The organism is Sinomonas cellulolyticus (assembly GCF_014656475.1).
GTDB lineage: Bacteria > Actinomycetota > Actinomycetes > Actinomycetales > Micrococcaceae > Sinomonas > Sinomonas cellulolyticus.
In genome coordinates this window covers 44,141-56,455 of sequence record NZ_BNCM01000009.1, presented here as the reverse complement: position 1 = coordinate 56,455, position 12,315 = coordinate 44,141, and the positions used below count along the sequence as shown (strand labels likewise).

9 protein-coding genes and 1 riboswitch are annotated in these 12,315 nt (G+C 70.8%); of the genes, 6 read left to right on the top strand and 3 right to left on the bottom strand.

Annotated elements, in window-relative coordinates:
* The first annotated feature begins 23 nt into the window (after positions 1-23).
* Positions 24-914, top strand: coding sequence for a formate dehydrogenase accessory sulfurtransferase FdhD (gene fdhD, locus IE231_RS12230; RefSeq protein ID WP_189694250.1), 891 nt, complete (start codon positions 24-26; stop codon positions 912-914).
* Positions 915-951: 37 nt separating this feature from the next.
* Positions 952-4,080, top strand: a complete 3,129-nt coding sequence (locus IE231_RS12225; protein WP_189694323.1) for an alpha-mannosidase — start codon at positions 952-954, stop codon at positions 4,078-4,080.
* A 140-nt stretch (positions 4,081-4,220) separates the two neighbouring features.
* On the opposite strand, the gene IE231_RS12220 is transcribed toward IE231_RS12225, so the two are convergent.
* Positions 4,221-4,922, bottom strand: a complete 702-nt coding sequence (locus IE231_RS12220; RefSeq protein WP_189694249.1) for a hypothetical protein — start codon at positions 4,920-4,922, stop codon at positions 4,221-4,223.
* Positions 4,919-5,683 carry a hypothetical protein gene (locus IE231_RS12215; RefSeq protein ID WP_189694248.1) on the bottom strand — a complete coding sequence of 255 codons (765 nt, stop codon included), beginning with the start codon at positions 5,681-5,683 and terminating at the stop codon, positions 4,919-4,921. Before IE231_RS12215 ends, IE231_RS12220 begins: the two co-directional genes overlap by 4 nt.
* 167 nt (positions 5,684-5,850) lie before the next feature.
* Between IE231_RS12215 and IE231_RS12210 the strand changes: the two genes are divergently transcribed.
* Together IE231_RS12210 and IE231_RS12205 are read left to right on the top strand one after the other, a co-directional pair.
* On the top strand, positions 5,851-7,740 hold the full coding sequence (locus IE231_RS12210; protein ID WP_189694247.1) for an ABC transporter ATP-binding protein: 1,890 nt from the start codon (positions 5,851-5,853) through the stop codon (positions 7,738-7,740).
* A 35-nt stretch (positions 7,741-7,775) separates the two neighbouring features.
* Positions 7,776-8,210 (top strand): NUDIX hydrolase, encoded by a 435-nt coding sequence (locus IE231_RS12205; RefSeq protein WP_189694246.1) that lies wholly within the window; start codon positions 7,776-7,778, stop codon positions 8,208-8,210.
* Between the two features lie 27 nt (positions 8,211-8,237).
* Here the strand turns inward: IE231_RS12205 and IE231_RS12200 are convergent, their stop codons facing one another.
* Complete coding sequence (locus IE231_RS12200) at positions 8,238-9,512, bottom strand: acyl-CoA dehydrogenase family protein (RefSeq protein WP_189694245.1); 1,275 nt, start codon at positions 9,510-9,512, stop codon at positions 8,238-8,240.
* Positions 9,513-9,550: 38 nt separating this feature from the next.
* A riboswitch (SAM riboswitch) is annotated at positions 9,551-9,666 on the bottom strand.
* A 186-nt stretch (positions 9,667-9,852) separates the two neighbouring features.
* On the opposite strand from IE231_RS12200, the gene IE231_RS12195 reads away from it, so the two are divergent.
* Positions 9,853-11,133: an alkaline phosphatase family protein gene (locus IE231_RS12195; protein ID WP_229866817.1), complete on the top strand. Its 1,281-nt coding sequence runs from the start codon at positions 9,853-9,855 to the stop codon at positions 11,131-11,133.
* A complete protein-coding gene (locus IE231_RS12190) occupies positions 11,133-12,299 on the top strand; it encodes an alkaline phosphatase family protein (RefSeq protein WP_189694243.1) in 1,167 nt (388 codons plus the stop codon). The genes IE231_RS12195 and IE231_RS12190 overlap by 1 nt, the downstream gene beginning before the upstream one ends.
* The last annotated feature ends 16 nt before the right edge of the window (positions 12,300-12,315 follow it).

The following is a 12,315-nucleotide window of genomic DNA, read 5'->3' as shown; positions in this document are numbered from 1 at the left end:
AGGAGCAGGGTAAGGAGGGCGCCATGGGTCGGCTGAGCCAGCGCCGCAAGGTCCACAAGTACGTGCTCGGCAGCGAGCATCCCATCCGGCACAAGGAGGACGTGCTCGCGGTCGAGGAGCCGCTCGAGATCCGGCTGACCGGTCCCGCGGGCACGCTCAAGTACAGCGTCACGATGCGGACGCCTGGCCACGATTTCGACCTCGTGGCCGGCTTCCTCGTCTCCGAGGGGATCGTCTGGGAGTCCGGGCAGCTCGTCTCGGAGCGCTTCTGCGCCGGTGAGGATGCGGACGGGCACCAGACGTTCAACGTGGTGGACGCGCAGCTGCGGCCCGGCGTCGTGCTGCCCGACCTCGGGCGGAACGTGGTGACCTCGAGCGCTTGCGGGATCTGCGGGACCGACTCGATCGACGCCGTGCGGCGCTCCTCGCACTATGGGCCTGCCGGCGATCCCGTGCGTCTCCAGCCCGATCTCGTCGCCTCGCTGCCGGGGCGCCTCCGCGAGGCCCAGGCGCTCTTCGACAAGACTGGTGGCGTGCACGCAGCGGGCCTGTTCTCGATCCACGGCAATGGCACGGGCGCCGAGCTCGAGTGCCTTCGCGAGGACGTGGGCCGGCACAACGCGGTGGACAAGGTGGTGGGCTGGGCGCTGCGCGAAGGCAGGCTCCCCCTCTCCGGAACCGTGCTGCAGGTGTCGGGCCGGGCCTCGTTCGAGCTCGTGCAGAAGGCCGCGATGGCAGGGATCCCCGTCCTTGCCGCCGTGAGCGCGCCGTCGACCCTCGCGGCCGAGCTCGCGGAGGAGGCCGGCGTGACCCTCATCGGCTTCAGCCGTGGGGACGGCTTCAACGTCTACGCCGGCCACGAACGCCTCGATCCCGTGCAGGAGGCGGTTCCCCTCGGGCCTACGGGGGAGTAGCTTGGGTATCCCGGGTTAGTCAACTGATTGGATGTCGGTGCACGACGACCGCCTCATCACCGAAGCCCGCATCGACCGCTTCTTCCGCGAACGGATCCTGCCGGCGCAGTATCGGCGGACTGTCCCGCTGGACGCAACCCGGTGGGACGCGCCGGGCGAGCCGGTCGCAGCGGCGGAGGCCCTGGCCCAGCCCTTCGGGCCCACTGCAGCCGGGGACCCGTGGGGGCCGCCGTGGGGAACCACGTGGCTGCACCTCACCGGCAGCGTCCCTGCCGGTTGGGGCGAGGCGGGGACCGAGGTCGAGGCGCTCGTGGACCTCGGGTACACCGATGAGCAGCCCGGCTTCCAGTGCGAGGGCCTGGCCTGGCTCCCCGACGGCCGGCCCGTGAAGGGGCTCAATCCCCGCAACCAGCACGTCCCGCTGAGCGCGCTCGGCGGCGGACCGACAGTGGACTTCTACGTCGAGGCGGCGGCGAACCCAGACGTGGCCCAGGGCTGGACCTTCCGGCCGACGCCGCTGGGGGACCGGCCCGCCCCGGATGGTCCGCCGCTCTACCGGCTCGGGCCCCTCCTGCTCGCCGAGCGGGACACGACGGTGTGGGAGCTGGCCCGGGACTCCTGGGCCCTCCTCGGCCTCATGCGCCAGCTGCCCGAGGATCGGCCCCGCCGCCACCTCATCCTGCGCGCCCTCGAGCGCATGGCGGACGTCATGGACCCCCACGACGTCGCCGGCACGGCCTCCGCCGGGCGCGCGGCGCTCGCGGACGTGCTCGCCTCTCCCGCGGAGCCCAGCGCGCACCGCATCATCGCCACCGGCCACGCGCACATCGACTCCGCCTGGCTCTGGCCCGTGCGCGAGACACAGCGCAAGTGCGCCCGCACGTTCGCCAACGTCGTCGCGCTCATGGACCAGGACCCGGAGCTGACGTTCGCGTGCTCCTCCGCCCAGCAGCTCGCGTGGATCCGGGACGGCTACCCGCTCCTGTTCGAGCGGATCAAGGAGAAGGTGGCCGAGGGGCGGTTCGTGCCGGTCGGCGGGATGTGGGTCGAGTCGGACACCAACATGCCCGGCGCCGAGGCCATGGCGCGGCAGTTCGTGGAGGGCAAGAGGTTCTTCCTCGAGGAGTTCGGCGTGGAGTGCGAGGAGACGTGGCTGCCCGACTCCTTCGGGTACTCGGCCGCACTGCCGCAGATCGTTCGCGCCGCGGGCAGCCGCTGGTTCCTGACGCAGAAGATCTCCTGGAACCAGGTCAACGCCTTCCCGCACCACACATTCCTCTGGGAGGGGATCGACGGGTCCCGGGTCTTCACCCACTTCCCGCCGGCCGACACCTACAGCTCGGACCTGAGCGCCGCGAGCCTCGCCCACGCGGAGCGGACCTTCCGCGAGCACGGCCGGGCCTCGATGTCCCTCGTACCGTTCGGCTTCGGCGACGGCGGGGGCGGCCCCACGCGCGAGATGATGGCCGCGGCGCGCAGGTACCACGACCTTGAGGGCTCGCCGACCGTGCGCGTCGACACCCCGCGGGCGTTCTTCACGGAGGCCGAGGCCGAGTACACGCATCCGCCCGTGTGGACCGGGGAGATGTACCTCGAGAAGCACCGCGGCACCTACACCGCGCAGGCGCGTACCAAGGCAGGGAACCGGCGCAGCGAGCACCTGCTGCGGGAGGCGGAGCTCTGGTGCGCCACGGCGGCAGTGCGCACCGGCGCCGACTACCCGGCCGAGGAGCTGCGGCGTCTCTGGCGGCTCGTGCTGCTCCAGCAGTTCCACGACATCCTCCCCGGCAGCTCCATCGCGTGGGTGCACCACGACGCCGAGCGGAACTACGCGGCGATCGGCAGGGACCTCGAGGGTCTCATCGCCCAGGCCGTGCGCGCCCTCGTCGGAACCGGCAGCCGGCCCCTCCTCCTCAATGCGGCGCCCCACGCGAGGGCCGGCGTGCCCGCGCTCGGAGGGGGCGCCGTCGTGCGCACCCCGGGCGAGGCGCGCCTCGCCCCGCGGGACGGCTCCCGCTCCGCGCCGGGGGCCGCGCACCGCACGACGGCGGGCGGCTGGGTCCTCGACAACGGGCGTGTCCGCGCAGAGATCGACGACGACGGCCTGCTCGTGGCGCTCGCGGACCACGGGACGGGCAGGAACGCGATCGCGCCGGAAGCCCGCGGCAACCTCCTCGAGCTGCACCGGGACACCCCGAACGAGTGGGACGCGTGGGACCTCGACGAGTTCTACCGGCACAACGTGGATCCCATGACGGCGGCCGTGTCGGTGGAGCCGGGCGCCGGCGATCCCGGGGAGGCGGTGCTCGAGGTGCGGCGTGCCTTCGGGGGGTCGACCGTGTACCAGCGGATCGTCCTCGCGCCGGGAGCGGCCGGGCTGAGGATCGAGACCGAGGTCGACTGGCACGAGCGGCAGAAGCTCCTCAAGCTGGGCTTCCCGTTCGACGTGCGGGCAGACCGCAGTGCCGCCGAGACCCAGTTCGGGCACGTCTACCGGCCCATCCCCGCCAACACGTCGTGGGACGCCGCGCGCTTCGAGATCTGCGCCCACCGCTGGATCCACGTCGGCGAGGCCGGGTACGGGGTCGCCATCGCGAACAGCACCGTGTACGGGCACGACGTGACCCGCACCGTGCGCTCCGGTCCGGGCGGCGACGGGGGCACGACGACGACAGTGCGGCTCTCGCTGCTCAAGTCGCCGCTGTTCCCCGACCCCTCGGCAGACGCCGGGACGCACCGCTTCGCGATCGTGGTCGTCCCGAATGCCGGCATCGCCGAGGCGGTGCGCGAAGGCTACGACCTGAACCTGCCGTACCGCGTCGTGGAGGGTGAGCGGGACGTCGCACCACTGGTGGGTGTCAGCGGGCCAAGTGTGGTCGTGGAGGCGGTGAAGCTCGCCGAGGACGGCAGCGGCGACGTGGTCGTGCGGCTATACGAGGCGCTGGGCTCCCGGACTGGCGCGGACGTCAGGGCCGCCTTTGATTGCGCTGGCATTGAGGCCGTAGACCTCCTTGAGCGGCCGCTCGGCGCCGAGGCACACACACCGCTCGCCTCAACCGGGGCAGGGGCGGCACGGCTTTCGCTGCGCCCGTTCGAGATCGTCACCCTCAGGCTCCGCCGGGCACCGCGCGGGGTGCGCTCGCGGGACGTGGCCTTAAATGGCTGAGTGGTGGCGGCCCGAAGGCCGCCGCCACTCATCCCCCCAATGAAGAACTTCCCCTGTCCCCCTGACAGGCTGCGTTCACACAATCATGATTGTGGCACGTACTTATGAAAATGTGAACCCAGTTCCTCACAAGTCTTGATTTATGACGTCACGGCGCGCCGCCTTGCCACCAGGCCGCCGATCCAGATCGTGGCAAGACCGCTCAGGATCAGCAGGAGTGTCGAGTAGTTCACAGCCTCCATAAGGGGCACGGCACTCGGCGGCAGCAGCGTGAAGGTGTTGGTGAGCGCGAGCAGGGTGTAGCCCGCAGCGAGGAGCAGGGCCGCCGCGCGGAGCATCCGGTGCGGAGCGCGGCGGACTGCCCGGAAGAGGCAGGGCAGCAGGACCACGCCCGTGAAGCCGGGATAGACGCGGCCGAGCGTCGAGTACACGGTGAACCAGATGTCAGTGGCCTCGCCGTGCAGGCCGACGCTCGAGGCGCCCGGATCGAGCAGCACGAACGAGCAGACGGTAGCGCCACCGACCACGCCGAGCGCGGCGAGGCCCCAAGGCCCCAGGAGCACGCGCTGTGCTCCTCGTGCGCCGAACGCCTGGGCAATCCGCACGGCGAGCAGGAGCGTGATCCCGTAGAGGAGGAACCGGAGCAGGAGGTTCGCGAGGTTGAACCCGCCCAGGAAGTGGTCGATCGCCAGGTAGGGTCCCTCGATGCTCAGGAGCACCGCGCCGGCGAGGAGCGCGAAGAGCCACAGCATGAGCTGGCTCTGCCCCCGGAGGGCGGCAGGGATCCTGACCAGCGCCAGCACGAGGGCGACGCCGAACGTCACCCAGGCGAGCCAGGTCATCCCAGGTTGTCCCAGACCCGCTGGGCGGCGCGCTCGTCGGAGGTCTGCCGGCGCAGCGACCGTCCGAGCGCGGCGAGCCTCTCGGAGGCCATGAAGGCGAGCTCGGCGTCCGGAACGCGGCGCACTGCGTCCTCGCATGCCTCGCGCGGCCAGCCCGCCTCGGTCGGGGTCACGAGCCCGGTGACCACGAGGCCGTTCCGCAGCCCCACGCCGGCCTCCCGCGCAGTGCTCACGGCGAGTTCGGGGCTGAGCCTGTTGGCCCGCAGCTGGGCGGACAGGTTCTGCGGAGCGATCCCGGCGGCCTCGCTCACGCGCTGGCGCAGCTCACCGTCGTCGATCGCGTCCACCCAGTGGCGCACATCCGGTTCCAGCATCGAGTTCTCAAGGCCCTCCCGGGCGGCCGAGGGCTCGGCCGGAGGCGACGGGAGGCCCGTGGGAACCTCGGCGAGGCCGCCGCTGCGGACCAGCAGCTCTGTCAGGAGGCGGGAGGTCGGGACCTGGCTGAGGAGCTCGGCATCGGTGGGGGGCGCCGTGCTCGCGGCGAGGTCTTGGTAGGGCGCGAAGTGTGCGAGCCCTAGCACGGGGTTCTCGCCGTAGGCGCGGGCAACGGCGACGACCGTGGTCTCTGCCACCTTGCCGCGCACCATCTGCTGGGCGAGCGTGCTCCTCTTCACGCCGGAGCGCCGGCATACGTCTGCCGCCGATATCCCCGGCGCTAGCTCCTTCATCCAGTCCCGGAAGACGAGCGCTGAAACCGGCATGTACCCCCCTGAATCATCCGCGCAGCCGACAGCCCCCACGCATCGTTAGACATTCCGGATACCGATTTTACGCGAGGTCGTCCCTGCCCTATGCTGGAGTCAGCCCGCCGGCTCGCGCACCCCCCAATCGCGAGTCGGCGGGCCTTTCACGTTTCCCAGGAGAACTCATGAGCATGCAGAGTGCCGCGTGGAGCTCGCTGCACCAGATCTCGCGCGCAACGGACGGCAGGAACCCGTTCAGCCGTGCCACGATCCGGCGTGTCCTCGCCTTCGCGAGGCCGCACCGCACCCGCCTCGTCGCCTTCGTGCTGGCCTCGATCGTCGCAGCCGTCCTCGCGGTCGCCACCCCGGTGCTCGCAGGCCAGGTGGTCGACGCGATCGTGGGGCACCAGTCCGTCTCGACGGTCGTATGGCTCGCGGTCCTCATCGCCGTCGTTGCGGTCGCCGACGCCGGATTCGGCCTGCTCACCCGGTGGCTCTCCTCGACCATCGGCGAAGGGGTCATCCTCGACCTCCGCCGCGCCGTCTTCGACCACGTCCAGAAGATGCCCATCGCGTTCTTCACGAGGACCCGGACCGGCGCGCTGGTCAGCAGGCTCAACAATGACGTCATCGGAGCCCAGGCGGCCTTCGCCGGCACCCTCTCCGGCGTGGTGAGCAACGCGGTGGCGCTCATCCTCACCGTGGCCGTGATGGCCCAGAAGTCCTGGCTCGTCACCGTCCTCGCCCTCATCCTGCTGCCGGTCTTCCTCATCCCGGCGCGCCGGATGGGCACCCGGGTCGCGGATCTGAGGCGAGAGGCCGCCGCGCACAACTCCGCCATGAGCACCCAGATGACGGAGCGGTTCTCCGCGCCCGGCGCGACGCTCATCAAGCTGTTCGGACGCCCCGACGAGGAGTCGCGGGAGTTCGCCGTGCGCGCCCGCCGGGTCCGGGACATCGGCATCCGCTCCTCGATGCTCTCCTTCACGTTCATCACCGCGCTGACCCTCGTCTCCTCCCTCGCGCTCGCCCTCGTCTATGGGGTGGGCGGCTGGCTCGCGATCGGCGGGCAGCTCGCGGCGGGCGACGTCGTCGTGCTCGCGCTGCTGCTGACCCGCCTGTACGCGCCGATCACCAACCTCTCCAACGCCCGGGTGGAGATCATGAGCGCGCTCGTGAGCTTCGAGCGGGTATTCGAGGTGCTCGACCTCACGCCCCTGATCCGCCAGAAGCCCGACGCGAGGGCGCTGCCCAGCGGACAGGTCGCCGTCGAGTTCGACGACGTGCGCTTCTCCTACCCGAGCGCCGAGAAGGTCTCCCTCGCCTCCCTCGAGGAGGTCGCGGTCCTCGACACCCGCGGCGGCGAAGAGGTGCTGCACGGGGTCTCGTTCCGTGTGCAGCCGGGACAGACCGTGGCGCTCGTCGGCTCCTCCGGCGCGGGGAAGTCCACGGTGGCCCAGCTGCTGTCGAGGCTGTACGACGTCGACTCCGGAGCCGTGCGGATCGGCGGCACCGACGTGCGGGATGCGACGTTCGCCTCGATGAGGGGCACGGTGGGCATGGTGACCCAAGACGGCCACCTGTTCCACGAGAGCATTGCCTCCAACCTCCGCCTCGCCCGTCCGGAGGCGAGCGACGAGGAGCTGTGGGACGTCCTCCGGCGCGCGCGGCTCGAGGAGATGGTGAGCTCCCTGCCCGATGGCCTCGAGACGATCGTGGGCGAGCGCGGCTACCGCCTCTCAGGCGGGGAGCGGCAGCGACTCACCATCGCGCGGCTCCTGCTCGCCGCTCCGCGCGTGGTGATCCTCGACGAGGCCACCGCCGCGCTCGACTCGACCAACGAGGCCGCCGTCCAGGCCGCCCTCACGGAGGCGCTCGAGGGGCGCACCGCGATCGTGATCGCGCACCGGCTCTCCACGATCCGCGCGGCGGACCAGATCCTCGTGGTCGAGGGCGGCGCGATCGTGGAACGGGGCACCCACGCCGAGCTCCTCGCCGCAGGCGGCCGCTACGCCGAGCTGTACACCACGCAGTTCTCCGAGGCTGCCGCGACTGCAGCCGACTTTGCCCCCTAGCCCTCGCGGTGCGGGCAACCCGGTAGCCTCGTACGGTGACTTCCCGGATCGTCGTCTCCGCCGTCTGCGTCTACTCGCCCGAGGGGCTCCTCCTCACGGTCCGGAAGCGCGGCACTGACCGGTTCATGCACCCGGGCGGCAAGCCCGAGCCGGGGGAGTCCCCGGCCGAGACCGCGAGCCGAGAGCTCCTCGAGGAGGTCGGCATCCAGGTCGCGGCAGAGGCGCTGATGCCGCTGGGCGTCTGGATCGCCCGGGCGGCGAACGAGGCCGCGACCGATATCGAGGCCACGGTGTTCACCGCACCCGGAGCACACGATCCGGCCGAGGTGCATCCGGCCGCGGAGATCGATGAACTGCGCTGGATCGATCCCCGGGCCGAACCCGATGCCGATCTGGCGCCCCTCCTGACGGACCATGTCCTCCCGGAGCTCGCCCGGCGGCAGCAGAGCCCACCCCACCGGCGCGCGTGACGGCCGCGCCGGCCGGGTGGAACCGCGCTACTTCGCCGCGAGGTCTGCCTTGGGGCCGGCGCCGATGGACCACACGCGTGGCGGGGTGGCGCCGTTGACCACCCAGTCGCCGACGATGCGGGCCTTGAAGACCCACGGGTTGTGGCTGGCGGCCGTGCGGGCGTTGCGCCAGTGGCGGTCGAGGTTCTTCCCAGTGCTCGTGCCGGAGGCCCCGAGGGCGTCGAAGATGTCCGAGGTGGCCCGGGTCGCGAGCTCGGTGAGGATCACCTGCGCCTGAGCGGTCTCGAGTTCGGCGAGGTCGTTACGGTGTTCTTCTTCGACGAGGTCATCCCCAAAGGCGGCCTCGTACGCGCCCTGGAGAGCTTGGGCGGCGCGCTCGACCACGGCTTCCGCGGCGTAGGCACGGGCGGAGACCTGCCCGACCACCTGCAGGATCTGCGGGTCCGCGGCGAATGAGTCGGCATTGCCGTGGGAGAAGATGCGGGTGCGCCGGCGGACCTCGTCCGCGATGTCGCGCTCGGCCCCATGGATGCTTCCCGCGAGGACCGCGAGGAGCACGGCCTGGTAGAAGGCCGTCTGGTACTTGAACCGGGTGCCGAAGTCGATGACGTTCTCGGACTCGACGACCGCGTCCGTGAAGGTGCTCGTGCCCGATCCCGTGGTGCGCTGGCCGAAGCCGTCCCAGTCGTCGGAGTGGACGACCCCGGGCTGATGGGCGTTGACCACCGCGATGACCTTGGTGCCGTCGTCAGTGCGCTGGGCGAAGGTGTCGATCCAATCGGCGAAGATACTGCCCGTCGAGTAGTACTTGGTGCCGTTGACGAGGAAGTTCCCCTCGCCGCTGGCAGGGTCCGGGCTGACCTTCGTGATGACGTCGCCGATCTTCACCGTGCCGACCTCTGTCCAGGAGTTGCCGGCGATCTCACCCCGCGCAAAACGCTCGAGCCAGACCTCGCGCTGCGCGCCCGAGGAGACGAGACGATCCTCGACGAACGCAAAATGCCCGCGCAGGGCCTGAGGGATGTTCGTGTCCGCTGCAGCCAGTTCGGTCAGCAGGCGGAAAAGCTGTGGGAGGGACGCCCCGGCTCCGCCGTGGGCGACCGGAACGCGCACGGCGCCGAAGCCGGCGCTCGCGAGCTCCCTGATCTCGGCGAAGGGCAGCTGGTGGTCCTGTTCGCGGCGGCTGGCTCCCTCGGCGATCTTGGCGAAAATGGGCCGGAACCGGTTTGCGAGGGTCTCGTAGTCGGGCCCCGCAGCGGCTGCTGCGGCTGCTGCGGTGGGCGAGGGCGAGGAAGAAGACATGGAAGGGCAGCCTCTCTGCTTCGGGAGCCGCGTCAGCGGCACCGTGCTTACCGTCGACGCCGGTGCGCCGCGGTCGGATCTTCACCTGGGGCACCCCGCCACGAGAGAGGGTTGCCGTCCGATCAGCCAGAGCTTCGCATCGGAACTCTTGATCTCTGGTGCGAGCTTAGGAAGGGAAGGGCTGGAAGCTCCATCGGTGTTGCGCCATGTGACCGGCACTCAGGAAACGCTCAGGCTTGATCGCTGAAGCTGGGAGCAGGGTGGGAAGTCTGTGAACCGGGGTTGAACAAGCGCCGGAAACGGGGTGAGGGCGTCCTACCGGCGGGTAACTTGGTTGGCCGTGACTACCTCCCGCCGCACCTTCCTCTCGGCAGCGTCCCTCGCAGCGCTCGGTGCCACAGCCCTCACAGGCGCGGCCGCGCCGTCGGCCGTGAAGAGCATCGCGCCAGCCGCACTGCCCGCGGACCCATCGAGTTCGGGCATCGACCACATCATCGTGGTGATGATGGAGAACCGCTCGTTCGACCACTTCCTCGGCTGGCTCCCGGGCGCGAACGGCAAGCAGGGCGGCCTCACCTTCATCGACCGCTACGGCGTCCCGCATGGGACGCACCACCTCACCGACTTCCAGGGCTGCAGCCACCCGGACCCCGACCACTCGCAGGAGGGCGGGCTCATCGAGTACAACAACGGCAGGTGCGACGGCTGGCTCCGCGCCGGCGACAACGACGAGTTCGCGATCGGCTACTACACCGACGCGGACCTCGCGTTCTTCGCCCAGGCCGCCCCCGGCTGGACCGTCTGCGACAACTACTACGCCGCCGTGATGGCCGAGACGTACCCGAACCGCTTCTACCAGCACTCCGCGCAGACGGACCGCATCCACAACTCGACCGCCAACGCGACGATGCCGACGATCTGGGACCGCCTGGCCGCCGCTGGCGTCTCCGGCAAGTACTACTACTCCGACGTGCCGTTCGTGGCCCTCTGGGGTACCAAGTACCTGCCGATCTCCGCGCAGTACTCCGAGTTCCTCAGCGACTGCGCGGCGGGGACGCTGCCCTCCGTGAGCTTCGTCGACCCGCGCTTCACGGACGAGGGCTCGGGCACCTCGGGCGACGACCACCCCCACGCGGACGTCCGCTCAGGAGAGCTCTTCCTCAATGAGGTCTACCACGCGGTCACGACGTCGCCGGCCTGGTCCCGCACGATGCTCGTGGTCAACTTCGACGAGTGGGGCGGCTTCTACGACCACGTCGCGCCGACCACCGCCCCGGACGTGAGCCCGACGACGGCGCTGCGCGGCTTCCGCGTCCCCGCCCTCGTCATCTCGCCGTTCGCCCGGAGGGGGGCGGTAGTCTCCGGCACCTACGACCACACCTCCGTGCTCAAGGCCATCGAGTGGCGCTGGAACCTGCCGGCCCTCACGCCCCGCGACGCGAACGCGGCCAACATCGCCGAGGTCCTCGACCTCGCCTCCGGCCCGAACCTCAGCGCGCCGGCCTACACCGTTCCTCCCTTCGTGGCGGGGCCACCGTGCACGCCGCTGCCGGGAGGAGACCCCGAGGACGAGTGGCACCCGCTCAAGGACCGCGCCATCGCGGAAGGATGGAAGCTCTGATGACACGCGCAGACCTCGCCCTCACCGCCCTCGCCCGCGCCGCACGACGGCGTCCCCTCGCCGTCGTGCTCGCCGCCGTCGCCGTGGTGGTGCTCGCCGCCGTCGCCCTCGTGCGCGGGGGAGCGGGCCAGCCGGCCGACGCCGCGACCGGGACCTCCTCCTACTTGCCGCCGAGTGCGCACGTGTTCGTGGTCAACCTCGAGAACAAGGGCTACGACGAGACCTGGGGTACCGCCTCCAAGGCGCCGTACCTGTCGCAGACCCTGCGGGGCCAGGGGGTGCTGCTCAACAGCTACTACGGCACGGGCCACAACTCCCTCGACAACTACATCTCGCAGATCTCGGGCCAGGGCCCCAACAGCCAGACCCAGGCAGACTGCCAGACCTACAGCCCGTTCGCGCAGACCGGCACCGTGGCGCCCGGGCAGGCGGTCGGGTCCGGGTGCGTCTACCCGGCGGGCGTGCCGACCGTGGCCGGCCAGCTCACTGCGGCCGGCAAGACATGGAAGGGGTACATGGAGGACATGGGCACGCCCTGCCGCCACCCCCAGCTCGGCGCCATCGATGACACGCAGAAGGCCCGCGTGGGCGACCAGTACGCGGCCCGGCACAACCCCTTCGTGTACTTTGCGGGCATCACCGGCTCGCCGGACTGCGTCGCGAACGACGTCGACCTCTCGCACCTCAGCGGCGACCTCGCCTCGGTCTCGAGTACCCCCACGGTCTCCTTCATCACGCCGGACCTGTGCCACGACGGCCACGACTCGCCGTGCGTGGACGGCGAGCCCGGCGGTCTGGTCTCCGCCGACGCGTGGCTCAAGCAGTGGGTGCCCGTCATCACCGGCTCGCCGGCCTTCAAGCAGGACGGCGTCCTCGTCATCACGTTCGACGAGTCGGACGGGCCGCAGCAGGACTCGAGCGCGTGCTGCGGCGAGGGGCCGGGGCCGAACGCGCCGCAGCCGGGCATCACCGGGATGGGCGGCGGCCGCGTCGGAGCGCTCGTGCTCTCGCCGTTCACGGCTGGCGGCACGTGGTCCACGACCCCCTACAACCACTACAGCCTGCTCGCGAGCATCGAGGACCTCTACGGCCTTCCGTACCTCGGCTACGCGGGGACCCCGGGCCTCAACCGGTTCGGGCTGGACGTGTACAACAAGGGCGTGTGACCCCTGGTCGGGGAGG